At 72.9% G+C, this 23278-nt stretch carries 21 protein-coding genes and 1 tRNA gene; 5 read left to right on the forward strand and 17 right to left on the reverse strand.

Features of this window, described 5'->3' with window-relative positions; all coding sequences use genetic code 11:
• The first annotated feature begins 166 nt into the window (after positions 1-166).
• Complete coding sequence (locus tag ABTY15_RS06255) at positions 167-937, forward strand: phosphatase PAP2 family protein (RefSeq protein ID WP_350576874.1); 771 nt, start codon at positions 167-169, stop codon at positions 935-937.
• A 36-nt stretch (positions 938-973) separates the two neighbouring features.
• Here the strand turns inward: ABTY15_RS06255 and ABTY15_RS06260 are convergent, their stop codons facing one another.
• A complete protein-coding gene (locus ABTY15_RS06260; protein WP_350576880.1) occupies positions 974-1177 on the reverse strand; it encodes an I78 family peptidase inhibitor in 204 nt (67 codons plus the stop codon).
• 76 nt (positions 1178-1253) lie between these two features.
• Here ABTY15_RS06260 and ABTY15_RS06265 point away from each other — a divergent pair, with 76 nt between their 5' ends.
• The gene (locus ABTY15_RS06265) at positions 1254-1526 is read left to right on the forward strand and encodes a DUF6343 family protein (RefSeq protein WP_350576883.1); all 273 of its coding nucleotides are present in this window, start codon (positions 1254-1256) and stop codon (positions 1524-1526) included.
• Positions 1527-1617: 91 nt separating this feature from the next.
• Here ABTY15_RS06265 and ABTY15_RS06270 read toward each other — a convergent pair whose 3' ends face one another.
• The 15 genes from ABTY15_RS06270 to ABTY15_RS06340 form a co-directional block, all read right to left on the reverse strand.
• The gene (locus tag ABTY15_RS06270; protein WP_350576885.1) at positions 1618-3018 is read right to left on the reverse strand and encodes an aspartate aminotransferase family protein; all 1401 of its coding nucleotides are present in this window, start codon (positions 3016-3018) and stop codon (positions 1618-1620) included.
• Positions 3008-4918, reverse strand: coding sequence for a 1-deoxy-D-xylulose-5-phosphate synthase (gene dxs / locus ABTY15_RS06275; RefSeq protein WP_350576888.1), 1911 nt, complete (start codon positions 4916-4918; stop codon positions 3008-3010). Before dxs ends, ABTY15_RS06270 begins: the two co-directional genes overlap by 11 nt.
• A gap of 141 nt (positions 4919-5059) precedes the next feature.
• Entirely contained in the window at positions 5060-6088 is a 1029-nt protein-coding gene (hpnH, locus tag ABTY15_RS06280; RefSeq protein ID WP_350576890.1) for an adenosyl-hopene transferase HpnH, read from the reverse strand.
• Between the two features lie 2 nt (positions 6089-6090).
• A complete protein-coding gene (locus ABTY15_RS06285) occupies positions 6091-6771 on the reverse strand; it encodes a phosphorylase family protein (protein WP_350576893.1) in 681 nt (226 codons plus the stop codon).
• Positions 6768-8852, reverse strand: coding sequence for a squalene--hopene cyclase (shc, locus tag ABTY15_RS06290; protein WP_502893429.1), 2085 nt, complete (start codon positions 8850-8852; stop codon positions 6768-6770). Before shc ends, ABTY15_RS06285 begins: the two co-directional genes overlap by 4 nt.
• A 7-nt stretch (positions 8853-8859) precedes the next feature.
• Positions 8860-9948, reverse strand: a complete 1089-nt coding sequence (locus tag ABTY15_RS06295; protein WP_502893436.1) for a polyprenyl synthetase family protein — start codon at positions 9946-9948, stop codon at positions 8860-8862.
• Between the two features lie 158 nt (positions 9949-10106).
• Positions 10107-11540 (reverse strand): hydroxysqualene dehydroxylase HpnE, encoded by a 1434-nt coding sequence (gene hpnE, locus ABTY15_RS06300; RefSeq protein ID WP_350576896.1) that lies wholly within the window; start codon positions 11538-11540, stop codon positions 10107-10109.
• 154 nt (positions 11541-11694) lie between these two features.
• A complete protein-coding gene (gene hpnD / locus ABTY15_RS06305; RefSeq protein ID WP_350577211.1) occupies positions 11695-12552 on the reverse strand; it encodes a presqualene diphosphate synthase HpnD in 858 nt (285 codons plus the stop codon).
• Positions 12553-12593: 41 nt separating this feature from the next.
• Complete coding sequence (gene hpnC, locus ABTY15_RS06310; RefSeq protein ID WP_502893430.1) at positions 12594-13574, reverse strand: squalene synthase HpnC; 981 nt, start codon at positions 13572-13574, stop codon at positions 12594-12596.
• Positions 13575-13826: 252 nt separating this feature from the next.
• Complete coding sequence (locus ABTY15_RS06315; protein WP_350576901.1) at positions 13827-14636, reverse strand: ABC transporter ATP-binding protein; 810 nt, start codon at positions 14634-14636, stop codon at positions 13827-13829.
• Complete coding sequence (locus tag ABTY15_RS06320) at positions 14629-15570, reverse strand: ABC transporter permease (RefSeq protein WP_350576904.1); 942 nt, start codon at positions 15568-15570, stop codon at positions 14629-14631. Before ABTY15_RS06320 ends, ABTY15_RS06315 begins: the two co-directional genes overlap by 8 nt.
• A 140-nt stretch (positions 15571-15710) precedes the next feature.
• Positions 15711-16610 (reverse strand): glycosyltransferase family 2 protein, encoded by a 900-nt coding sequence (locus tag ABTY15_RS06325; RefSeq protein WP_350576906.1) that lies wholly within the window; start codon positions 16608-16610, stop codon positions 15711-15713.
• Positions 16607-17344, reverse strand: a complete 738-nt coding sequence (locus tag ABTY15_RS06330; RefSeq protein WP_350577214.1) for a CDP-alcohol phosphatidyltransferase family protein — start codon at positions 17342-17344, stop codon at positions 16607-16609. The genes ABTY15_RS06325 and ABTY15_RS06330 overlap by 4 nt, the downstream gene beginning before the upstream one ends.
• A 91-nt stretch (positions 17345-17435) precedes the next feature.
• Positions 17436-18497 carry an iron-containing alcohol dehydrogenase family protein gene (locus ABTY15_RS06335; RefSeq protein WP_350576909.1) on the reverse strand — a complete coding sequence of 354 codons (1062 nt, stop codon included), beginning with the start codon at positions 18495-18497 and terminating at the stop codon, positions 17436-17438.
• Positions 18485-19240: a phosphocholine cytidylyltransferase family protein gene (locus ABTY15_RS06340; RefSeq protein WP_350576912.1), complete on the reverse strand. Its 756-nt coding sequence runs from the start codon at positions 19238-19240 to the stop codon at positions 18485-18487. The genes ABTY15_RS06335 and ABTY15_RS06340 overlap by 13 nt, the downstream gene beginning before the upstream one ends.
• Positions 19241-19738: 498 nt before the next feature.
• Here ABTY15_RS06340 and idi point away from each other — a divergent pair, with 498 nt between their 5' ends.
• The gene (gene idi / locus ABTY15_RS06345) at positions 19739-20389 is read left to right on the forward strand and encodes an isopentenyl-diphosphate Delta-isomerase (protein WP_350576914.1); all 651 of its coding nucleotides are present in this window, start codon (positions 19739-19741) and stop codon (positions 20387-20389) included.
• 7 nt (positions 20390-20396) lie between these two features.
• On the opposite strand, the gene ABTY15_RS06350 is transcribed toward idi, so the two are convergent.
• The gene (locus ABTY15_RS06350) at positions 20397-20885 is read right to left on the reverse strand and encodes an ATP-binding protein (RefSeq protein WP_350577216.1); all 489 of its coding nucleotides are present in this window, start codon (positions 20883-20885) and stop codon (positions 20397-20399) included.
• Positions 20886-21317: 432 nt separating this feature from the next.
• Here ABTY15_RS06350 and ABTY15_RS06355 point away from each other — a divergent pair.
• A tRNA-Leu gene (locus tag ABTY15_RS06355) sits at positions 21318-21402 on the forward strand.
• A gap of 185 nt (positions 21403-21587) precedes the next feature.
• Positions 21588-23258 carry an APC family permease gene (locus ABTY15_RS06360; protein ID WP_350576917.1) on the forward strand — a complete coding sequence of 557 codons (1671 nt, stop codon included), beginning with the start codon at positions 21588-21590 and terminating at the stop codon, positions 23256-23258.
• The last annotated feature ends 20 nt before the right edge of the window (positions 23259-23278 follow it).

Raw genomic sequence — 23278 nt, forward strand, 5'->3', positions numbered from 1 at the left:
CCTTTACCGGGGCTTTTGCGGAACCATTCGAAGACCACACTCACTTTCGATCGGAAAGCCGCCGGAATCACTCGCCCGGAAACCCCGCAACCGGCCGATTGTCGATTTCCCGGGAAAATGACAATTCCCTCCGGAATACCGCCGACCGGCTGGGTAGGGTCACCCCGTGCAAGCCCCGAGTACCCCGGCCCCGATCCCGCAGCAGCGGCCGGAGCACCCCGCCACCACCCGCCGCGAGCCCCGCGGCAGCGCCCGACCGCAGCACCCGGGACCACCCGACTGGCCACCGATGAGCCGGCGGCAGGCCGCCCTGCTCGCCGTCACCTGCGGCGGGTACCTGCTGGTCCTGGCCGGTGTCCTGCTCAACACCGCGCTCGTCGACCTCGACTGGTCGGTCCGCCTGCTGCGCCCCTGCGAACGCTGGCCGAGCCTGGAGCCGCTGCTCGACACCTGGGTGGTCGTCGGCCAGCGCGGGCCCTCCGCGATCGCCGCCTTCGCCTGGCTCACCTGGCGGGCCCACCGCCTGGGACGGCTGCGCCCGCTGCTGGTGATGGCCGTCGCCCTGCTCCTGCTCAACGTCACGGTCGGCGCGGTCAAGATCGTCACCGGCCGGCTCGGCCCGCACTACGCCCAGTACGTCGGCTCACCCGAACTCTTCTCCGGCGGCACCATCTTCCCGTCCGGCCACACCGCCAACGCCGTGGTCACCTGGGGCGTCCTCGCCTACCTCGCGGTGCGCTGGCGACGCACCGGCGCGGTGATCGCCGCCGCCACCGCCTGCTCGATCGGCCTGACCACCGTCTATCTGGGGACCCACTGGGTCACCGACGTGCTGGCCGGCTGGGCCGCCGGACTCCTGGTCCTGCTCTCGCTGCCGCTGCTGGAACCGCTGGTCGCCGCCGCCGAGCTGCGCCTCAGCCGCCACCGCCCCCGCTGAACCCGCTGAAACGCCGCACCACGGCGCCCGGCGCGGCTAGCCCTCCCAGCTGCGCTCCACCACCCCGGCCCGCACCGCGAGGTTGAGCCGCCCCTCCCGGTGCTCCATGGTGATCATCGCCCCCGGTTCCAGCACCCGGACCGACGCCCAGCCGTGCCGCCGGGCCAGCTCCTGCGCCCGCTCGATCCGCAGCCCGGCATAGCCCTCGGCGTCCCCCGCCACCGCGTCCGACCCCGTCATCGCCGCTCCCCCGCTCACCCCTCGGACGTACGCTGGAATCGTAGCCCGCACCCGCGCGGTCCGGAGGTGAACGGCCATGCGCACCACCACCCCGCGACGGTGGCGCAGCGGCACCGAGCCGGCCACCGCCCGCAGCGATCTCAAGCTCCGCTACCTGCTGTCGCTCATCTTCACACCGCTGTTCGCGCTCATGACGGTGGGCTTCGCCATCTGGGCGGCCACCGCGCCGGCCTACGGCGCCCCGAGCCGGGGAACCCTCACCGGCTTCGCCGTGGCGTGCGGTCTGCTCACCCTGTTCGCCGTCGTCGATCTCGTCGTGGTCATCCGGCGCCGCCGGACCGAGCTCTGACGCGGTGTCTCCCACGGAGTGGGAAGTCGGCCCGGTCGACCTCCCACTCCCGCACGCCTGGCCGAGCGCCAGCGCGCTCCCGGCCGAGCGCTCAGCGGTTGCCCACCGCCTGCTTCACCAGCGTCCGTCCGAAGTCCCACATCAGGCCGCTCCCCCGGTGCGCGTCGTCCATGATGTCGACGAACGCGTCCATGAACCGGTCCACATCCCGCTCGGTGATGATCAGCGGCGGAATCAGCTTGATCACCTCCAGGTGGTCCCCGGACACCTGGGTGAGGATCCGGTGCCGCTGGAGCAGCGGCACCACGACCATCTGGGCGAACAGCCCCTTGCGGGCCGCCTGGAGCGCCGTCCACCCGGTCCGCAGTTTGAGCGACTTCGGCCGGCCGAACTCGATGCCGATCATCAGCCCCCGACCGCGCACCTCGGCCAGCAGCTCGTACTTGTCGACCAGCGCCGCCAGCCGCTCGCGGAAGAGGTCGCCCACCGAGCGGGCGTTCTCCACCACCTTTTCGTCGCGCATCACCTCCAGGGTCGCCAGCCCCGCCGCCATCGCCTGGGCGTTGGAGCCGAAGCTGGCCGAGTGCACCAGCACCCGGTCCATCGAGGAGTACACCTTCTCGAAGATCCACCCCTTGCCCAGGGTCGCCCCGACCGGCACGTACCCGCCGGACAGGGCCTTGGCCGCGCAGACCAGGTCGGGCAGCACCCCCTCCTCGTGCTGGTAGGCGAAGAACGTGCCGGTGCGGCCGATCCCGGTCTGCACCTCGTCGCAGATCAGCAGCGCCTTGTGCTCGTGCAGCAGTTCCTGCGCGGCGCGCAGCCAGCCGGGCGGCGGCGCCTGGACGCCCTTGCCCTGGATCGGCTCGACGATCAGGGCCGCGACGTCGCCGCGCTTCAACTCCTTGGCCAGCGCGCCGAGATCGCCGAGCGGGATGGCGGTGTCCGGCAGCAGCGGGTCGAAGCCCTTGCGGAAGCCGCTCTCCCCGTTGACCGAGAGCGAGCCGGTGGTCAGCCCGTGGAAGGCGTGGTCGGCGTAGAGGATCCGCTTGCGCCCGGTGGCGTACCGGGCGAACTTGAGCGCGGTCTCCACCGCCTCGGTGCCGCTGTTCCCGAAGAACACCCGGTCCAGCCCCGGCGCGTACGAGAGCAGCCGCTCGGCCAGCAGCCCGGGCAGCGGGGAGCAGTCGAAGCGGACGAGGTCCGGCAGGTCGAGGTCCATCACCTGCTGGATCGCCGAGCGGACCACCGGGTGGTGCCGGCCGAGCGCGAAGATGCCGAAGCCGGCCAGCATGTCGAGGTACTCGTTGCCCTCGGCGTCGTAGAAGTACGGGCCCTCGGCGCGCTCGTAGTACTTGTCGAAGCCGATGGTGTGCAGCATCCGCGGCAGCTGCGGGTTGAGGTAGCGGCCGTGCAGCTCGTACCGCTCGGCGCCGCGTTCGGCGATGAGGGCGGCGAGGTCAAAAGCGGTGCGGTCGGGGTCAGCCGGCATGGCGCTGGTTCGCTCCTCGGGTCGGTAGCAGGTTCTTGGCGAAGACGGCGGTCTGGGCCGCGACCCCGGTGCCGGTCAGGCCGGTCTCCTCGAGGATCTCGCCCCGGGCGGCGTGGCCGAGGAACTGCTGGGGCAGGCCGAGCACCCGTACCGGCACGTCCACGTCGGCGTCGCGCAGCGCCTGGGCGACGGCCGCGCCGACGCCGCCGGTGCGGCCGTTGTCCTCGACGGTGACCACCAGCCGGTGGGCGGCGGCCAGCCCGGGGAGCGCCGGGTCGACGGGTTTGACCCAGCGCGGGTCGACGACGGTCGCGGTGAAGCCCTCGGCCAGCAGCAGCCGGGCGGCGTCCAGGCAGGCGGCGGCCGTGGTGCCGACCGCGACCAGCAGGATCTCCGGCAGCTCCGCGGTGCGCAGCAGGACGTCCACCCCGCCGATCCGTTCGACGGCCGGGACGACGGGCCCGATGCTCGCCTTGGGGAAGCGGACCACGGTCGGGGCGTCGTCCACCGCGACGGCCTCGCGGAGCTGGGCGCGCAGCTGGTCGGCGTCGCGCGGGGCGGCGAGCCGCAGGCCGGGGACGACCTGGAGGATCGACAGGTCCCACATGCCGTTGTGCGAGGCCCCGTCACTGCCGGTGACGCCGGCCCGGTCGAGCACGAAGGTGACGCCCAGCTTGTGCAGGGCGACGTCCATGAGCACCTGGTCGAAGGCGCGGTTGAGGAAGGTCGCGTACACCGCGACGACGGGGTGCAGCCCGCCGGTGGCCAGGCCGGCCGCGCTGGTGACGGCGTGCTGTTCGGCGATGCCGACGTCGAAGGTGCGCTCCGGGTAGGCCTTGGCGAAGTGGGCGAGCCCGACCGGTTGGAGCATGGCGGCGGTGATCGCCACCAGGTCGGGCCGTTCGGCGCCGAGCGCGACCATCTCGTCGCCGAAGACCGAGGTCCAGGAGACGCCGCTGCTGGGTGCGATCGGCAGGCAGGTGTAGGGGTCGATCGGGTTGACGGCGTGGAAGCGGTCGGCCTCGTCCTGCTCGGCCGGCCGGTAGCCGCGGCCCTTGACGGTCAGGCAGTGCACGATGACCGGTCCCCCGAAGTTCCGGGCCTGGCGCAGCGCCTGTTCGACCGCGGCCAGGTCGTGGCCGTCGATCGGGCCGAGGTACTTGAGCCCGAGGTCCTCGAACATGCCCTGGGGTGCGAAGGCGTCCTTGAAGCCCTTCTTGGCGCCGTGCAGCGCGTCGAAAATCGGCTGGCCGACCAGCGGGGTGCGTTGCAGCGCCTCCTTGCCGAGGGCGAGGAAGCGCTCGTAGCCCTGGGTGGTGCGCAGGGTGGCCAGGTGGTTGGCGAGGCCGCCGATGGTCCTGGCGTACGAGCGCTCGTTGTCGTTGACGACGATGACCAGCGGCCGGTCGCGGGCTTCGGCGATGTTGTTGAGCGCCTCCCAGGCCAGGCCGCCGGTGAGCGCGCCGTCGCCGATCACGGCGACGGTGTGCCGGTCGTGCTGGCCGAGCAGTTGGGCGGCCTTGGCGAGGCCGTCGGCGTAGGAGAGGGCGGTGGAGGCGTGCGAGTTCTCCACCAGGTCGTGCTCGGACTCGCCGCGCGAGGGGTAGCCGGAGAGGCCGCCCTTCATCCGCAGCCTGGAGAAGTCCTGGCGGCCGGTGAGCAGTTTGTGGACGTAGCTCTGGTGGCCGGTGTCGAAGACGATCCGGTCGTACGGGGAGTCGAAGACCCGGTGCAGCGCGATGGTCAGCTCCACCACGCCGAGGTTGGGCCCGAGGTGTCCGCCGGTACGGGTGACGGCGTCGATCAGGAACTCGCGGATCTCGTCGGCGAGCAGCGGGAGGTCGGCCGCCGGGAGCTTCCGCAGCTCGGCCGGGGACGTGACGCTGGAGAGCAGTGACATGGGTACACCTCACGACTCGGAGCGGTGCGGTGGTGCCTGGGGCCGCCGTGGGGGGGCGGGGCCGGCCCGGGCTCGGGGCCCGGGCCGGGCGGGTGACCGCCGGAGCGGTCGGACGTGCCGCGGGGAGGACCGGGCGGACGGTCAGTGGCCGCGCCCCGCGTTGACGGTCTCGGTGATGGCCCGCAGCGACTCCTTCAGCGAGCCCATGGTGGCGAGGACGGCGGTCGGCTCGTAGCCGCAGTGGGCCATGCAGTTGGCGCAGCGCGGGTCCTTGCCGCGGCCGTACTTGGTCCAGTCGGTCTTCTCGACGAGCTCGCGGTAGGTGGGCACGTAGCCGTCGGCCATCAGGTAGCAGGGCCGCTGCCAGCCGAACAGCGAGTAGTTGGGGATGCCCCAGGGGGTGCACTCGAAGTCGGCCTTGCCCTCCAGGAAGTCCAGGAAGAGCGGGCTGTGGTTGAGCCGCCAGCGCCGCCGGTTGCCGCCGGCGAAGGCCTTGCGGAAGAGCTCGCGGGTCTGGTCGACGCCGAGGAAGTGCTCCTGGTCGGGGGCCTTCTCGTAGGCGTAGGCCGGGGAGATCATCATCTCGTCGACCTTGAGCTCGTCGTTGAGGTAATCCAGCACCTCGATGACGGTCTGCGGGGTGTCGGTGTTGAAGAAGGTGCTGTTGGTGGTGACCCGGAAGCCGCGCCGCTTGGCCTCCTTGATCGCCGCCACCGCCTCGTCGAAGGTGCCCTCCTTGGCCACCGACTGGTCGTGCCGCTCACGGAGGCCGTCGATGTGCACGGCGAAGGTGAAGTACGGCGAGGGCCGGAACTTGTCGATCTTCTTGCGCAGCAGCAGCGCGTTGGTGCAGAGGAAGACGTACTTGCGGCGCTCGACCAGTTGCCGGACGATCTCGTCGATCTGCGGGTGCATCAGCGGCTCGCCGCCGGCGATCGAGACCATCGGGGCGCCCGACTCCAGGACCGCGCCGACCGCCTGGGCGACCGGCATCCGCTGCTTCAGCACCCCCGCCGGGTGCTGGATCTTGCCGCAGCCCTCGCAGGCGAGGTTGCAGGCGAACAGTGGTTCCAGCTCGACGATCAGCGGGAACTTGTCCCGCCGTTTGAGCAGCTTCTGCTGCATGAGGTAGGTGCCGACCCGCACGGTCTGGCGCAACGGCATGGCCATGGCTAGCTCGCCTCCTGAGGGAGCGTCGAGGATGTGGGGTGGTTCAGGTCTGCGGAGCCGGGCCGCAGCCCCGGCCGGTACCAGTCGACCAGTGCGGGGACCGTCGCCCGCAGGGTCCGCCAGGCACGCACCCCGGCCGGGAGGGTGCCGGGCCGCAGCAGCTCGCGCTCGGGGGTGTCCACCACCACCCGCAGGACGCCGACGGGCAGCGCCGGCCGCACCTCCCGCAGGGCGGCCAGCACGGCGGCGGCCTCCATGTCGACGGCGAGCGCGCCCTGGAGGTGCAGCGCCCGCCGTTCCAGGCCGCGGACCACGTGGTCGGCGGTGTGGTGCACCCCGGTGTGCGTGGTGAGGCCGCGCGCCTTGAGGGCCCGGGCCAGGTCGGCACCGGAGTCGACCGGGTAGAGGTGCCCCTCCGCGTCGCGCACGCCGTCGGCGACGACGACCTCGCCCGGCTGCATGCCCGGGCCGACGGCCGCGCCGAATCCGGCGACCACGACCGCGCCGTAGCCGCCGGGCGCCGAGCCGAGCAGCCGCCGCACGGCGTGTCCGGCCCGGCGGCGGCCGACGCCGGTGCGCACCAGCACCGGCGGACCGCCGACCGCGCCGCGCCAGTCCCCGCCACGCAGGGCCCAGACCTCGGGGCCGAGCGCGCAGAGCACCAGCAGGGGGGCGCTGGTCACCGCGCCGCCCCGATCGCCGGGGTACCGCCCGCCCGGCCCGCCGCCCCCGGGCTGCCGTGCAGGTAGCGGCCGAGCGCGGTGACCGGGAAGACCAGCCGGTACAGGTGGTAGTTGATGGAGAAGTCCCACGGGAAGCCGGTGCCGGTGAACTGCGGCTCGTCCCAGGTGCCCTCGGGCAGCTGGGTGCGCACCAGCCAGTCCACGCCGCGCTCCACCGCCGGGTTGGCCCGGCCGTCCGGGCCCTCGCCGGCCGCGAGCAGCGCCATCAGCGCCCACGCGGTCTGCGAGGCGGTGGAGTCCCCGCGCCCGGCCCAGCGCGCCGGGTCGTCGTAGGAGCGCATGTCCTCGCCCCAGCCGCCGTCGGCGTTCTGCCGGTCCTCCAGCCAGCGGACGGCGCGGCGGATCGCCGGGTGCTCGTCGGGGACGCCGGCCGCGACCAGGGCGGGCAGCACCGAGCCGGTGCCGTAGATGTAGTTGGTGCCCCAGCGGCCGAACCAGGAGCCGTCCGCCTCCTGGTTGCGCAGCAGCCACTCGACGCCGCGCCGGGTGCGCGGGTCGCGCGCCCGGCCGGTCTCGGCGAGCATCTCCACCACGTGCGCGGTGACGTCGGCGGAGGGCGGGTCGACCACCTCGCCGAAGTCGCAGAACGGCAGCTTGTTGGGCAGCGTGCTGGTGTTGTCGACGTCGAAGGCGCCCCAGGCCCCGTTCTTGGACTGCATGCCGAGGTTCCAGCGGACCCCGCGGTCCACCGCGCCGTCGACCTTGTCCGGCCGCGGATGGGCGACCCGGCGCAGCGCCAGCACCACCTCGGCGGTGTCGTCGATGTCGGGGTAGGTGTCGTTCTCGAACTCGAAGGCCCAGCCGCCGGGGGCGAGCGCGGGCCGCTGGACGGACCAGTCGCCGCGCTTGCGGATCTCCTCGCCGAGCATCCAGTCGACGGCGGAGACCAGCGCCGGGTGGTCGGCCGGCAGCCCGGCGTCGACCAGGGCGATGGTGGCCAGGCAGGTGTCCCAGACCGGGGACTGGCAGGCCTCCAGCCAGCGTCGGCCGTCCTCGGTGTGCACGGTGAAGCGGTCGAAGGAGGAGAGCCCGGCCTGCATCACCGGGTGCTCCAGCTCGTAGCCCTCCAGGTGCAGGGCGATCAGCGAGTAGACGGCGGGCGGCTGGATCCCGCCCCAGCAGCCGTCGGCCTCCTGCCGTTCGACGATCCAGCGGCAGGCCTGGGAGATCGCGAGGCGGCGCAGCGGGCGCACGGCGCGGCGGTGGTAGGCGTGCAGGACCTTGTCGAGCCGTTCGAAGAGGCCGTCCCAGCTGGTGGCGGCGGCGAGCGGCCGCGCGGGGTACGGATCGTCCGGGTCGGTGTGCAGCTCGGTGAGCGGGAAGGGCGCCGGGCGGACGGGGCGGTGGGCCGAGACGACGGTCAGCGGGACGATGGTCTGCCGGGCCCAGCAGCCGAAGGCGTAGATGTTCAGCGGCAGCCAGCGGGGCAGGAAGATGATCTCGGGTGGCATCTCGGGCAGTCGGTCCCAGGGCCACCAGCCGAAGAGCGCCAGCCAGATCCGGGTGAACACCCGGGCCGCCGCGATGCCCCCGGCGGAGCGGACGTAGCGGGCGGCGGCCAGCATGTGCGGGGCGTTCGGGTCGTCGCCGGCGAGTTTGAGGGCGACGTACGCCTCGACGGTGGTGGACAGTTCGGGCGGCCCGCCGTGGAAGGTGCCCCAGGTGCCGTCCTCCCGCTGTTGGGAGCGGATCCATTCGGCGGTGGCCTTGGTCTGCTCCTCGGTCCGGATCCCGAGGAACTGCCGGAGCAGTAAGTCCTCGGCGTCCATGGTGACGTTGGTCTCCAGGTCACCCTTCCACCAGCCCTCGGAGCTCTGCAGCGAGAGCAGGTGGGTGGTGGCACGGGCCAGGGCCTCCCGGGCGTCGGCCGGTCCGAGGTCCGCCTCACCGACCGGCCGCAGCCGGTCGGTGTCTTCGGGCTGCCACCGTCCGGCTCCCGGCAGGGCCGGGGGGCGGTCGCCCACCGCGACCGGCTCGGAATCGTACTCAGGGTCGAGCCGGCCGTCCGCGGTTGCTGTCAACGTAACGTCACCTCTCTCGTACCACCACGAATTCGGCGAGTGCGACGAAGTGCTCGCGCACCTCGTCGGACATGGGCACCTCGTCCAGGGCGGCGAGGGCAGTCGTGTGCTGGCGGCGGGCTTCCTCCTGGGTCCAGGCGCGGCCGCCGGCCTCCTCGATCAGCGCGGCCCGGGCGGCGAGCTGGGGCTCGCTCTCCTCGCCGCGGCCCTTCGGGTCGGCCAGCTGTTCGGCGAGCCGGCGGGAGGCCCGGCCGCCCTCGGCGAGCGCGGCGGCGACCGGCAGGGACTTCTTGCGCTGGCGCAGGTCCCCCCAGTGCGGCTTGCCGGTGACCTCGGTGGCGCCCCAGATGCCGAGCAGGTCGTCCACGGCCTGGAAGGCGAGGCCGAGGTGGTGCCCGTAGCGGTGGAGCGCGTCGGAGACCTTGTCGTCGGCCCCGGCCAGCACCGCGCCGATCGCCGAGGCGGCGGCCAGCAGCGCCGCGGTCTTGCCGCCCTCCATCTCCAGGCACTCGGCGACGGTCACACTGTCCCGCTGCTCGAAGGCGACGTCCCGGGCCTGGCCGTCGATCAGTCGACGGGTCGCCGTGGTGAGCAGCCGGACGGCGCGCGCGGCGTCGGCGGGGCTGGTCCCGCCGGGCTCCGCGGCGTCGAGCAGCACCTCCGTGCCGAGCGTCGCCAGGGCGTCGCCGACCAGGATCGCCTGGGCCGGCCCGAAGACCGTCCAGGCGGTGGCCCGGTGCCGCCGGGTCTCGTCACCGTCCATCAGATCATCATGGAGCAGGGAGAAGTTGTGCACCAGTTCAACAGCGACCCCACCGGGCACACCCACCTCGGCCGGGGCGCCGGTCGCCCGGGCGGACAGCAGGGCCAGCGCGGGGCGGACGGCCTTGCCGCCGTCGCCCTTGGCGGGCGTGCCGTCCCGGTCGATCCAGCCGAAGTGGTAGGCGGCGACGGTGTCCATCGGTGCGGCCAGACGGGCGACGGCGGCCCGCAGCGGCGGGGTGCAGAGCGTGCGGCTACGGGCGAGCAGCTCCGGCACGGAGACCGGTTCGGCGTGCGCCGTCTCTGAGACGGCGGTGCCGGTGCGTGACTCCACGTGCGTTCCCTCTCCCTCGTGGTGCCGGACCGCACGGGGCGGCCGGGTGGTGGCGCGGTCGGTGTGGCTGATGGCGGTGGTGCGGCCGCGGTCGGTGCGGCCGTTGAGGCCGACGGTACGCCCGCGGGCTCTGGCGGGCTCTCCGGCGGCATGGCCCGTCACCTGGGCCACCTCCCGTCGCCCCGGTCCACCGGCAGCCGCCCGCCGGCCGCGGCGAGTGCCGCGTCGGCCGCGGCGTGGCCGCTGCGCACGGCCGATTCCATGGTCGCGGGCCAGCCGGTGGCCGTCCACGAACCGGCCAGCAGCAGGCCGGGGACGTTCGTCCCCGCCGACGGGCGCAGCGCGGCGCTGCCGGGCGCCGGGTCGAAGGTGGCGGTGCGCTCGCGGGTGACGAAGAAGTCCAGCACCTCGGCGCCGGCGGCGGCCGGGAGCAGCCGGGCCAGCTCGGGCAGGTAGCGGCGGCGCAGATCGGCGACCGGCAGGTCGATCTCGTCCTGGACGGCGGACTGGGAGAGCGCGAGGTACTGGGCGCCGGGGTGGGCCCGGCCGAGCCCGGTGCCGGCCAGGCCGGAGTGGTCGGTGCGGTCGAAGACCCACTGCACCGGGGAGCCGAGCGCGGCGAAGAAGGGGCGGCGCAGCACCTTGCGGTCGTAGACCACGTGCACGTTGAGGATCGGCGCGGTGCCGAAGTCGGCCAGCCGCTCCTGGCGCTCGATCGCGTTCGGCGGCAGCAGGGCGGCCGCGCTGTCCTGGGCACCGGCCAGCACGACGGTGTCGGCGGTGAGCAGTTCGCCGCTCTCCAGCCGGACGGCGTGCTGGGGCGTGGCGGGCTTGAGCTCCGCGACGCGGGCGCGCAGCAGCACCGTCACGCCGGCGCGTTCCAGCTCGGCGCGCGCCCGGTCGTGGTGGATCGCGCCGAGCGGGACGGCGGCGATGCCGATGTCCGAGGCGCCCGGGTCGGAGAGCAGGCCGGTCTTGAACACCATCGCGGCCAGCGCCGTCGACACCTGGTCGGCCCGGGCGTTCAGGGTCGCCACGCCGACCAGGTCCCAGAGCGCGGCGAGGGTGTCCGCGTTCTGGCCGTGCCGGCGCAGCCACTCGCCGAAGGAGAGCCGGTCCAGCGCCGGGTCGGCGAGGTCCAGCCGCTGGAGGGCGAGCGCGCCGCGGACCACCCGGGCGCGGTCGGCCGGGCCCAGGTGCGGGTAGCGGGCGAGGCTGGCGGCCAGGTGCAGCGGCACGGGCAGGGCGGCCCGGCGCAGCCGGCCGAGGGTGCGCACCGGGGCCGCCGCGGGCCCTGCGACGGAGAGCACCGGGACGTCCAGGCGGTCCTGGAGGTGGACCAGCCGGGTCGCGCCCAGGCGCTCCAGCAGGCCCCGGTAGGCGGTGCAGCAGCGCAGGTAGACGTGCTGGCCGTTGTCCACGGTCAGCTCGCCGCGCTGGAAGGAGAAGGCCAGCCCGCCGAGCCGGGGCCGGGCCTCGGCCAGGGTGACCCGGTGGCCGGCCTCGGCCAGCCGCAGCGCGGCGGTGATCCCGGCCAGGCCGCCGCCGACCACGACGGCGGCCGGGCGCGCGGCATCGGCTCGCCCGGTCATCGGCCCTCCCCCTCGCAGTCGCCGGACCGCCCGGTGGCGGTCGTGGTGGCCGACCCTGCGGCCGGCACGCTCGTGGTCAGCACAGTCGTGGTCAACGCGGCTCTACCCGCCGGTGATTCCCCGCTGACACAGCGTGACAGAACTGGGACGAGAATCAAGAACGCCCCCCGGCGAGCCCGGAAAGCGCCACGTACGCCTTCTCCCAGCCCGGCAACGAGACCCGGCCGCGCAGCACCGACACGGGATCGGCGGCGATCCGGCCGAGCAGCCGGTGGTAGATCCCGGCCATCGCGGCGGTGCAGGCCCGGCTGCGGCGGTCGAGCATCGGCAGCAGCCGCAGGCCCTCCTCGAAGGCCGCCTGGGCGCGGGCCGCCTCGAAAGCCACCAGGCCGGCGAAGTCGGCGCCGGCCGGCGGCTTGGCCAGCGCGAAGCCCTGCTCACAGCCGAACCGGGCCAGGTCCTCGCTCGGCAGGTAGGTGCGGCCGTTCAGCGCGTCCTCGCGCAGGTCGCGCAGGATGTTGGTGAGCTGGAGGGCCAGGCCCAGGGTGTCCGCGTACTGCGCCCCGCGCTCCGGGTCCTCGCAGCCGTACACGCCGAGCGACAGCCGGCCGATCGCCCCGGCCACGCAGCGGCAGTAGACCTTCAGCTCCTCGTAGGTCTGGTACTCGGCGCCCTTGAGGTCCATCTCGACGCCGTCGATCAGCTCGTCGAAGCCGCCGAGCGGGATCGGGAAGCGCCGGGCCGCGTCCGCCAGGGCGACCTTGATCGGGTCGGTGTCGTCCTCGGCGACCACCCCGGCGCGGACCTCGTCCACCAGTTCCCGGGTGCGCAGCAGCGCCTCGGCCTTGCGGTCGGCCGGCAGGTCCCCGTCGCCGATGTCGTCCACCCGGCGGGCCAGGGCGTACAGGGCCGACATGGCCAGCCGCTTGGGTTCGGGCAGCAGCCGGATGCCGTAGCTGAAGTTGCGTGCCTGCAACCCGGTGACTGCCTCGCAGTACCGGTAGGCCGCCATGACCGGGGCCGACGCCAGTGGTGATGCCGCCACTCGGGCGTTCACCTTCCCTTCGCGAAGATGGCCGCCGCCTTCGCTACGAGGCGGCGCTTGTCCGGCTTCGCCTGCCGGGCGAGTACGTCGAACCCGGCGTCCTCGACGGCCGCCAGGGCCGCGTAGCCGCCGGCGGTGAATCCCGCCAGGAGCAGTCGAAGCCTCCCCCGAACCGTACCCACCAATGGCGCGCCGCGGTCGAGCAGGGTGCGGGCCCGCTCCGCCTCGAAGGCGATCAGCTCGCGGACGGCGCCGGAGGCCGTGGGGGCGGCCAGGTCGGTCTCGGACACCCCGAACCGGGCGAGGTCCTCGGCCGGCAGGTAGATCCGGCCGCGGGCGAGGTCCTCGGCGACGTCCTGGAGGTGTTCGACCACCTGGAGGGCGGTGCAGATCGCGTCGGAGAGCTCGATCCGCTCGGGGGTGGAGACGCCCGCGATGGCCAGCACCAGCCGGCCGACCGGGTCGGCGGACAGCGTGCAGTAGCCGACCAGGTCGTCGTAGGTCGGGTAGCGGGCGGTGGTCTGGTCCACCCGGTTGGCCTCGATCAGGCGGCGGAACGGCTCCGGGGTGAGCGCGTGGCGGTCGACCAGCGGGACGAGCCGGCGCATCAGCGGGTGGCGGGGGCGGTCGGCGGTGCCCGGGTGCAGGGCGGTCTCGAAGACCCGGTCGAGGTCCCGCTCCAGCCCGTCGAGCAGTGCCAGGCGGAACACGGTCTCCGCCGGGGTCGGCGGGCCGGACTGGGCCGAAGGAGTGACCGGGGGCCGCTGCCCGACCCCGAGCAGGTCGGCGGTGCCGACCGGGTCGGCCAGGTCGCCGTCGCCGGCGTCGTCGACCAGCCGGGCGAAGCCGTAGACCGCCATCAGGTCGTCGCGCCAGGCGGCGGGCAGGAAGAACGGGGCGACCGGGAAGTTCTCCGCGCTCGCCTTGTCCAAGGTGGCCCCCGCCGCGCGGTCCGCGGGTTCACTGCTGGGCTGGGCCGAAGCCGACACTGCTGTCACTCCCCCGTTCTACACCGCCGGGTACCACCGGTCCGACTCGGACACGCGTCCGAGCGGGGGCGTCACCTCCGGCCCACCACCCCCGCGCCTACAGCCTGACACCACGGGCCGCGCCGGAGAAGGGCGCCCCGCCCCGCGCCCGGGGCGCTCACCCCGCCGGGGGCGGGCCACCCGGGCGAGCGGCCGCGCACAGCACGGGGCCGGCCCCGGGATCCCCCGGGACCGGCCCCTGTCCGCGTGGTGCTACGGGCGCTCGCCGCGCTCGTACCGGCCGACGACCTCCTCGGTCGGGCCGTCCATGACCAGCTCGCCGGCCTCGATCCAGATGGTCCGCTCGCAGACCTCGCGGATCGAGTTGTTGTCGTGGCTGACCAGGAAGACCGTACCGGCGGATCCGCGCAGCTCGTCGATCCGCTTCTTGCTGCGCTGCTGGAACGCCTGGTCGCCGGTGGCCAGCGCCTCGTCGATCAGCAGCACGTCGTGGGTCTTCGCCGCGGCGATCGAGAACCGCAGGCGGGCGCCCATGCCGGAGGAGTAGGTGCGCATCGGCAGGGAGATGAAGTCGCCCTTGTCGTTGATCCCGGAGAAGTCGACGATCTCCTGGTAGCGCGCCTTCACCTGGGCCGGGGTCATCCCCATCGCCAGGCAACCCAGGATGACGTTGCGCTCACCGGTGAGCTCGTTCATCAGCGCCGCGTTGACGCCCAGCAGCGAGGGCTGGCCGTTGGTGTAGATGCCGCCCTTCTCGGTCGGCAGCAGGCCCGCGATGGCGGCCAGCATGGTCGACTTGCCGGAGCCGTTGGAGCCGATCAGGCCGATCGCCTCGCCCTTGTACGCGGTGAAGCTGATGCCCTTCACCGCGTGCACCTCGCGCACGCCCGCGGCGCGCTTGCGGCTGATGATGCGGCTCATCGCGGAGGTGGCGCTGCCCTTGCCGGAGCCGGCGCCGTGCACCCGGTAGACGATGTGCACGTCGTCGACGACGACGGTGGGCTGGCGGGCGACGTCCGCGTCCCGGACGAGGTCGCGCTTGCTCAGGTCGGTGTCAGCCACGGCCGTACTCCTCCTCGGCCTTCCAGAAGAAGACGTATCCGACGACGAACATCCCGACGCCCCAGGCCAGGCCGTACGCCCACTGGTGCGGCGGCAGGGTCTGGTGCGCGGGCAGGTGCTTGTTGTAGATGACGGGCGCGAAGGCGTGCCGCAGCAGGTCCATGTAGACCGAGGCCGGGTTGATGGCCATCAGCGTCTGGATGTACTTGGGCCAGTGCTGGATGTTGTCCTGGATGCTGAACATCACGCCGGACAGGAACATCCAGGCCCGCATCACGAACGGGATCAGCTGCGAGATGTCACTGGTCTTGGAGCCGATCCGGGCCATGACCAGGGAGACACCGGTGTTGAACAGCGTCTGCAGGAACAGCGCCGGGAGGACCAGCAGCCAGGTCCGGCCCGGGGCGATGCCCGCGGCCAGCACGGTGACGACCAGCACCACCATCGAGATCAGCAGCTGCTGGAGCTGGATGACCGTGAAGGCGATCGGCAGGCTGGCGCGCGGGAAGTGCAGCGCGCGGATCAGCCCGAGGTTGTCGGCGATCGCCCGGGTGCCGGACTGCACCGCGTTCTGGGTGAACTGGAAGACGAAGACGCCGATGCACAGCCAGGCGATGTAGGTGCCCTCGGGGAAGTTGTCCTTGCTCTTCAGGATCACGCCGAAGACCAGGTAGAACACACCGCAGTTGAGCAGCGGGGTCACGACCTGCCACAGCTGGCCGAGCTTGGCGTCGGTGTACTGCGCCACCAGGCGGGCGGTGGCGAAGGCCCAGATGAAGTGGCGCCGGGCCCACAGCTGCTTGGTGTAGCTGATCAGGCCGGGCCGTCTGCCGCTGACCGCGAGCCCGTACTTGTCCGCAAGCTGCTTGGGGGTCAGGCCCGCGTCGGCCCCCCTCGGGGCTGAGAGGCTGACGGGTTCACTCACTGTCGACACATTCGTCCTTCACGCGGGATCGGTCGGGGCGGCCGGTCGGCGGGGGTCCGCCGGCCTTGCGCCGATGGGGATCCACTCGGATCACGGGGGGAGGAGTCCGGCTGGTGTGTGGTCACCGGCCGCAGCGATCGATCATTCGATCAGACCACCGGTGGCCGGCCTAGCCTGGTCAGTCGCCACACGGTACGCCATCGCATGGGCCGCCGCGGACCGCAGGGTTCGCGCCAGCCCGCCCGGAACCCGCCCCACCAGGCCTTCAGCGCCTCCGGGGAGGGGCGGCGGGCCAGGGTGAGCAGGAGCCAGGTACCCAGATAGAGAGGCACCAACAGGGCCGGAAGGTTCCGTCTGGCGAGCCAGACCCTGTTCCGGGCCACGTTGTGGAAGTAGCTGGCGTGCCGGGCGGGCGACGTCGCCGGGTGGTGCAGCACCACGTCCGCGCGGTAGTCGATCGCCCAGCCCGCGTCCACCGCCCGCCACGCGAGGTCGGTCTCCTCGTGGGCGTAGAAGAAGTCCGCGGGCAGCTGGCCGGCCTGCTCGAACACCGTGCAGCGCACCGCGCTCGCACCGCCCAGGAAGGTCGTCACCCGGGACGAGCGCAACGGGTCGCTGGCCCGCAGCCGGGGCACGTGCCGGCGCTGGGTGACCCCGGTGTCGGGGTCGGCGATCCGGAAGGAGACGATGCCCAGCTCCGGGTCGGCGCTGAAGGCCTCGCGCAGCAGCCGGGCCGAGTCGGTGCGCGGCAGGTGCCCGTCGTCGTCCAGGAAGAGGACGGCGTCCACGTCCCGGCCGTTGCGGCCGAACAGCTCGATGCCGACGTTGCGCCCGCCCGGGATGCCGAGGTTCTCCGGCAGCTCGACGCTGCGCACGCCCTCCGGCAGCGGCGGCAGCTGGGCGCCCTGGCCGACCACGGCCAGCTCGACCGCCGGACCCTCCTGGGCGCGGACGGACTCGATCAGGGCGTTCAGCTCCGCGGGCCGGTTGCCCATGGTGATGATGACGGCGCCGAGGCGGAAGCTCTCCGCAGTGGTGGTCGTGGTCATCGCAGCCTGCTCGACAGGACGATGCTCAGCAGGTGCAGCACGGTCTGCAGCATGGCGATCGCGGCCAGCACGACCACCGCGAGGCGGGTGAAGAACAGCCCGCCGTGGACGGCGTCCGCGACGCCCGCGGCGAGGATGAACAGCGAGGCCTCGACCGCGCCGACCAGGCGGTGGAACTTCAGCAGGGAGGCCGCCCGGCGGGCCTTGGCCACCGTGGCCGAGCGCGGCACCGAGGCGCTGTCCTCGACCGCCGTCAGGCCGCTGCGGGCCCGGGCCACGTCCACCAGGTCCGTCTCGGACTTGATCAGGATCGCGCCGAGCGCCGCCAGCGTGCCCAGGAACGCCCACTCCCAGTGCGCGCCGGAGCCCTCGCGGTGCAGCAGGTCGGCGCCGCGCAGGCCGAGGCCGGTCAGCAGGGCCGCCTCGGACATGTAGTGGCCGACCCGGTCGAGGTAGACGCCGGTGAGCGAGGTCTGCCGCCGCCAGCGGGCCACCTCGCCGTCCACGCAGTCCAGCAGCAGGTAGACCTGGATCAGCAGGGCGCCCAGGAGCGCGCCGGCCAGGCCCGGCACGACCAGCGCGGCACCGGCCAGGATGCCGGTGACCATCATCAGGTAGGTCAGGCCGTTGGGCGTGATCGCCGTCACGGTGGAGAGCACCCGGGTGATCCGCAGCGAGATGCTCCGCATGTACAGGCGCCCGGCCCAGTGCTCGGCGCTGCGGCGCTGGAGCATGCCCTCCGGGTGGATCACCGCGCGCAGCTCCTCGATCGAGGGCCGGCGGGTCAGGTCGACCGGGGGCCGCTCGGCGCCCGCGGTGGAGGGGTCAGCTGTTGACGGCTTGGACATAGTCGGCGTACGCGTCCCTGATTGCGGAGGGGGAGAGGTCGAGGTGTTCAAGGATGGTGAAGCGCCCCGGGCGGGTGTTCGGAGCGTAGTGCACCGCTTCGGTGAACTCCGCCTCGGTGAAACCGATCTGAGCCGCGGTCACCGGCAGCCCGTGGCTCGCCAGGCGCTCCACGATCAGACCGGTCAGCTCGCGCTCGCCCCGCAGGAAGCTGGCGAACGCCGCGCCGAGGCCGACCTGTTCGCCGTGCTGGGCGGAGCGCTTCGGGTACAGCACGTCCAGGGCATGCGAGATCTCGTGGCAGGCACCGGAGGAGGGCCGGGTGCTGCCCGCGATGTTCATCGCGATGCCGGACAGTACCAGGGCTTCCGCGAGCGCCGTGAGGAGGTCCTGATCCTGAGTGTTTCCTGGGTGGCGCAGCAGGTTCTCGCCGGCCGAGCGGGCCATCGCGACGGCCAGTCCGTCCACCGGTTCGCCGGTGACGGCGTGCGAGAGCTCCCAGTCGGCGCAGGCCGAGATGTTGGAGACGACGTCGCCGATGCCGGCCGCCACGAAGCGCCGCGGGGCCTGCCGGATCACGTCCAGGTCGACGATGATGCCGATCGGGCCGGGCACCCCGTAGGAGCCGCGGCCGGCGTCGTTGTCGAGGGTGGAGACGGGCGAGCAGATGCCGTCGTGGGCCAGGTTGGTGGCGACCGCGACGATGGGCAGGCCGACCCGCGCGGCGGCGTACTTGGCGGCGTCGATGATCTTGCCGCCGCCGAGGCCGACGACCGCGTCGTAGTGCTTGCCGCGCATCTCCTCGGCGAAGCGCACCGCGCTGTCGAGGCTGCCGTCGTCCACGTGGTACCAGTCGGCGCCGGGCAGGGCCGGCTCCAGGCGCTCGCGCATCGCGGCGCCGGAGCCGTTGCTGATCGCCACCGCGATCCGGCCCGAGGCCGACAGCCGCTGGTCCGCGAGGATGCCGCCGAGCGCGTCCAGCGCGCCCGGGCGGATCTCCGCGAACAGCGGCGACGGGACCAGTCGGGTCAGTACTGGCACGCGATCTCCCGCGCCTTCGCCAGGTCGTCGTGGTTGTCGACCTCGACCCAGGACACCTCGCCGATCGGCTGCACGTCGATCCGCAGGCCCCGGTCGACCATCTCCTGGTAGCCGTCCTCGTAGTACAGCTGCGGGTCGCGCTCGTAGGTGGCGCGCAGCGCGTCGGTGAGGTCGGCGGCGGCGGCGGGGTTGATCACGGTGACGCCGATGTACTCGCCGGTCGCCTCGGCCGGGTCCATCAGCTTGGTGATGCGGCGCATGCCGGCGGCCGGGTCGACGACGACCTTCATCTCCTCGTCGGCGAGCTTCTTCACCGTGTCCAGGGCGAGCAGGATGCCGGGCGCACGGCCCTCGGCGGTCAGCCGGGCGTTGCCCTCCAGCATGGTGCGCTGGACCGAGGCCGGGTGCACGGTGTCGCCGTTGGCCAGCAGCAGGCCCTCGGCGAAGAGCTCGCGGGCGCACCAGAGCGAGTAGGCGTTATTCCACTCCTCGGCCTTGTCGTTCTCGACCAGGGTGAGCCGGACGCCGTACTTCGCCTCCAGGGCCGCCTTGCGCTCCTGCACGGCCTCCTTGCGGTAGCCGACGACGATCGCCGCCTCGCGCAGCCCGACCTCGGCGAAGTTGCCGAGGGTGAGGTCCAGCACCGTCCGCTCCCCGTCGACCGGCACCAGCGCCTTGGGCAGGGTGTCGGTGTACGGGCGCAGTCTGCGGCCGGCGCCGGCTGCCAGAACGAGGCCGATCATGCGGGGTCTCCTGATCCGTCGTGCGGCGCGCGGGGGCGCGCGGGAGGTTGTTGCGCGGGGGTGTGCCGCGGCACCGGCACGACTCGGCCGGGCCGGGGGCGGCGCGCCGGTGCCGGCCTGGATCCGGGCACCGTGTCCTAAGTGATGGTAGGCGACCGGGACGACCAGCCCGAACGCGGCCGGGGGGCCGGGAGGTGACGGAGCGGTGGCCGACTGGTGGCACAGTGTCGATCGAGCCAACCTCGAACGCATACCGAACTGTCCTGCTATTCCGATGACCCTTACGAGGCGGTTCGGGCCCTTTCCGTGCCCGGAACCGGCCACCGGACCGTCATGATCCGCCCGGTTGTGCGTGGGACCCGTGCCGACCGCCACCCATACGGCAGACTGGAGCCCGACGCCGGCGCCGGTGCCCACGCTGCGTCCGTTGCTCCCGGTGCACCCGGTGCACCGGACGTACCCGATGCTTCCGTTGCTCCTGCTCCCGAAAGAGGCCCCATGCCCCAGAGTCCGTCGACCGACCCGACGCACTTCGCCGCCGACATCGACACCGGCCTGGACGTGGAGACCGACGTGACGGCCGACCTCCCGGCCACCGCCGCCGGCGCCGGCCCCGAGATCCTGCTGGAACTGGTCGACGACGAGGGCGTCACCATCGGCACCGCCGAGAAGCACTGGGCCCACCAGCAGCCCGGCCGGCTGCACCGGGCGTTCTCGGTCTTCCTCTTCGACCGCCAGGGCCGGCTGCTGCTCCAGCGCCGCGCGCTCGGCAAGTACCACTCCCCCGGCGTCTGGTCGAACACCTGCTGCGGCCACCCGTACCCGGACGAGCCCCCGTTCGTCGCCGCCGCCCGGCGCACCGGCGAGGAGCTGGGCGTCGCCCCGGCGCTGCTCTGCGAGGCGGGGACGGTCCGCTACGACCTGCCGGACGAGGCCTCCGGGCTGATCGAGCGCGAGTGGAACCACCTGTTCGTGGGGCTGGTCACCGCACCGGTGCGGCCCAACCCGGACGAGGTGGACGACGTTGCCTTCGTGACCGCGCAGGAGCTGCGGGAGTTGCAGGCCGAGCGGCCGTTCTCGGTCTGGTTCAACACGGTCTTCGAGGCGGCGCTGCCGGGGATCCGGGAGATCGCCGGGCGGGACTGGTAGGACGCGGTCAGTCGGTGGCGTCCTCCGGGGGGATGGGCAGCGAGGCCCAGATGACCTTGCCGCCCTCCCCCGTCCGCTCCACGTCGCACACGCCGCCGGCCTGCAAGGTCACGCTCTTCACCAGCAGCAGGCCGCGCCCGCCGGTGCGCCCGGTGTCCGTCTCCAGCGCCTTCGGGCGGTACGGGTCGCCGTCCTCGACCGACACCCGCACCCAGCCCCGGCGGACCGCCAGCTCGGTGGTCACCTCCGGGGTCAGCTCGGCCGCGTGCGTCACCGCGTTGCCGACCAGTTCCGAGACGATCAGCAGCAGGTCGTCCACCAGCTCCTGGTAGCGCACCCCGGCCATGCCCTGGGTCAGCAGCCGGTCCCGGACCGCGTGGCGGGTGACCGGCACCGAGGCCTCCGTGGCCGGCACCGGGAAGCGCCAGACCCCCTCGACCGGCCCCCCGCGCCGTCGGTCCCCGCGTCTCGGCTCGGCCTTCGCCGCCCCGCTGATCTGCTCCACGTCCAGCCGCCCTTCGTCCGCGACCCCGGGAATCAGGCGTTCCGCTCATGGCGCCCTCGGTCCCCAGAGGCTAGGAGAGCCGCCGCCGGGTCCGCGGCACCGTCGACAACTTGCCCGTGTCGGATCGCTTCCGATCGGCTCCGATCACGGCGGCCGCTGAAGTCGACCGATTCGTTCGCGCTCCCCATCGCTTCGGTCTGGTTTCGCGCACCTCGGCGACCTGTCCCTGCCACCCCAGCCAGCCCGGGCGTCCCCACCGGGCGGGGTGGGCGGGGTGGGGGGCGGCCCGGGGAGGGCGGCAGGCGGACCGAGTGGAGCGGTGGGTGGGAGCACTGGAGAAACGCAGGTGAGAAGCACTCCAGAACCCTGGTAATGTTCTCTCTGTCGCCGAGGGGGCGAGAAAAACCCCGGAGCACACACCCCGTCCGGGTGGCGGAATGGCAGACGCGCTAGCTTGAGGTGCTAGTGCCCTTTATCGGGCGTGGGGGTTCAAGTCCCCCCTCGGACACAACCGAATTCCCCGTGGGATCCGAAAGGAACCCACGGGGAATTTTTGTTTTCCGGCCCTGGTCCGGTGAGCGGACACGAGATGGCAACGATCGGACACTCTGAGCTTCCTCTGAGGTATTCGCCCGATTTCGCCCCATAGGCTGCTGTGCGTTTGTCCGGATTACCACCGAGAGGACCGATGCGTTGAGTGAGCCCGATTCGTCACCGGCATCCCACCAGAACTACCGCCGCTCGCTCGGCACCATCAGCCTGACCGCCGTCGGGCTGGGGTCGATCATCGGATCCGGGTGGCTCTTCGGCGCCGAGCGGGCCGCCCGGCTGGCCGGCCCCGCCTCGGTCCTGGCCTGGGTGATCGGGGCCGCGGTGGCGCTCACCATCGCGCTCACCTACAGCGAGCTGGGATCGATGTTCCCCAAGGCCGGCGGCATGGTCCGGTACGGCCAGTACTCGCACGGCTCTCTCGCCGGCTACCTCGCCGCCTGGGCGAACTGGATCGCCATCGTCTCGGTCATCCCCGGCGAGGCCACCGCCTCCGTCCAGTACATGAGCTCCTGGCACTTCGGCTGGGCGAAGGGGCTGTACGACGGCAAGGAGCTGACCGTCAGCGGCGTCGCGCTGGCCAGCGTGCTGCTGGTCGGCTACTTCGTCCTCAACTGGTTCGCGATCACGCTCTTCGCCAAGACCAACACCGCGATCACCGTCTTCAAGGTCGTCGTCCCGACGCTGACCGCCGGCGCGCTGCTGTTCGCGCACTTCGACAGCGCGCACTTCACCGACCACGGCGGCTTCGCGCCGAACGGCTGGAGCGCGGTGTTCACGGCCGTCGCCGTCTCCGGCATCGTCTGGGCCTTCAACGGCTTCCAGTCCCCGCTCAACCTGGCCGGCGAGGCCCGCGACCCCGGCAAGTCGCTGCCGAAGGCCGTCATCGGCTCGATCCTGATCGCCCTGGTGATCTACGTCGCGCTCCAGGTCGCCTTCCTCGGCGCCGTCCCGACCGCCGACCTGTCGAACGGCTGGAGCGGCCTCGGCTACACCTCGCCGCTGGCCGACCTGTCCATCGCCTGGGGCCTCAACTGGCTCGCCCTGCTGCTGTACGCGGACGCCTTCGTCTCCCCCAGCGGCACCGGCATGATCTACGCCGCCACCACCTCGCGCATGATCCACGGCGTGCAGGAGAACGGCCACCTGCCGAAGCTCTTCGGCAAGGTCGACGCCCGGACCGGCATCCCCCGCCCGGCCCTGCTGCTCAACCTGGTGGTTGCCTTCCTCTTCCTCGCGGTCTTCCGCGGCTGGGGCTCGCTCGCCGAGATCGTCTCGGTGGCCACGGTCATCTCCTACATCACCGGCCCGGTCGCCGTGATGGCGCTGCGCCGCCTCGCCCCGGACCTGCCCCGGCCGGTCCGACTGCGGTCGATGCCGGTCATCGCGCCCGTCGCGATGGTGTTCGGCTCGCTCGTCCTGTACTGGGCCCGCTGGCCGCTCACCGGCAAGGTCATCCTGCTGATGGCCGCCGGCCTGCCGATCTGGGCCTTCTACGAGCTGCGCAAGCCGTGGGCCGAGCTGCGGCCGCACCTGGTGGCCGGCGCCTGGATGGTGGCGTACCTGTTCGTGATGGCCGGCGTCTCGTGGGCCGGCAGCACCGACTTCGGCGGGCGGGGCTACCTGCCGGAGGGCTGGGACCTGCTGGTCGTCGCGGCCCTCGCGCTCGCCTTCTACTACTGGGGCGTCGCGAGCGCCTGGGCCAACCCCTCGCTGGCGACCGTGCGGCGCGAGCTGGCGGCGGAGGCTGCGGCTGCGTCCGGGGCGGAGGCCGGCTCGGAGGCCGTCGGGGCGGCGGAGGCCGCGCGCGCCTGAGCGGACGGTGACGGGTAACA

This window comes from Kitasatospora sp. NPDC097643 (assembly GCF_040302625.1).
Taxonomy (GTDB): domain Bacteria; phylum Actinomycetota; class Actinomycetes; order Streptomycetales; family Streptomycetaceae; genus Kitasatospora.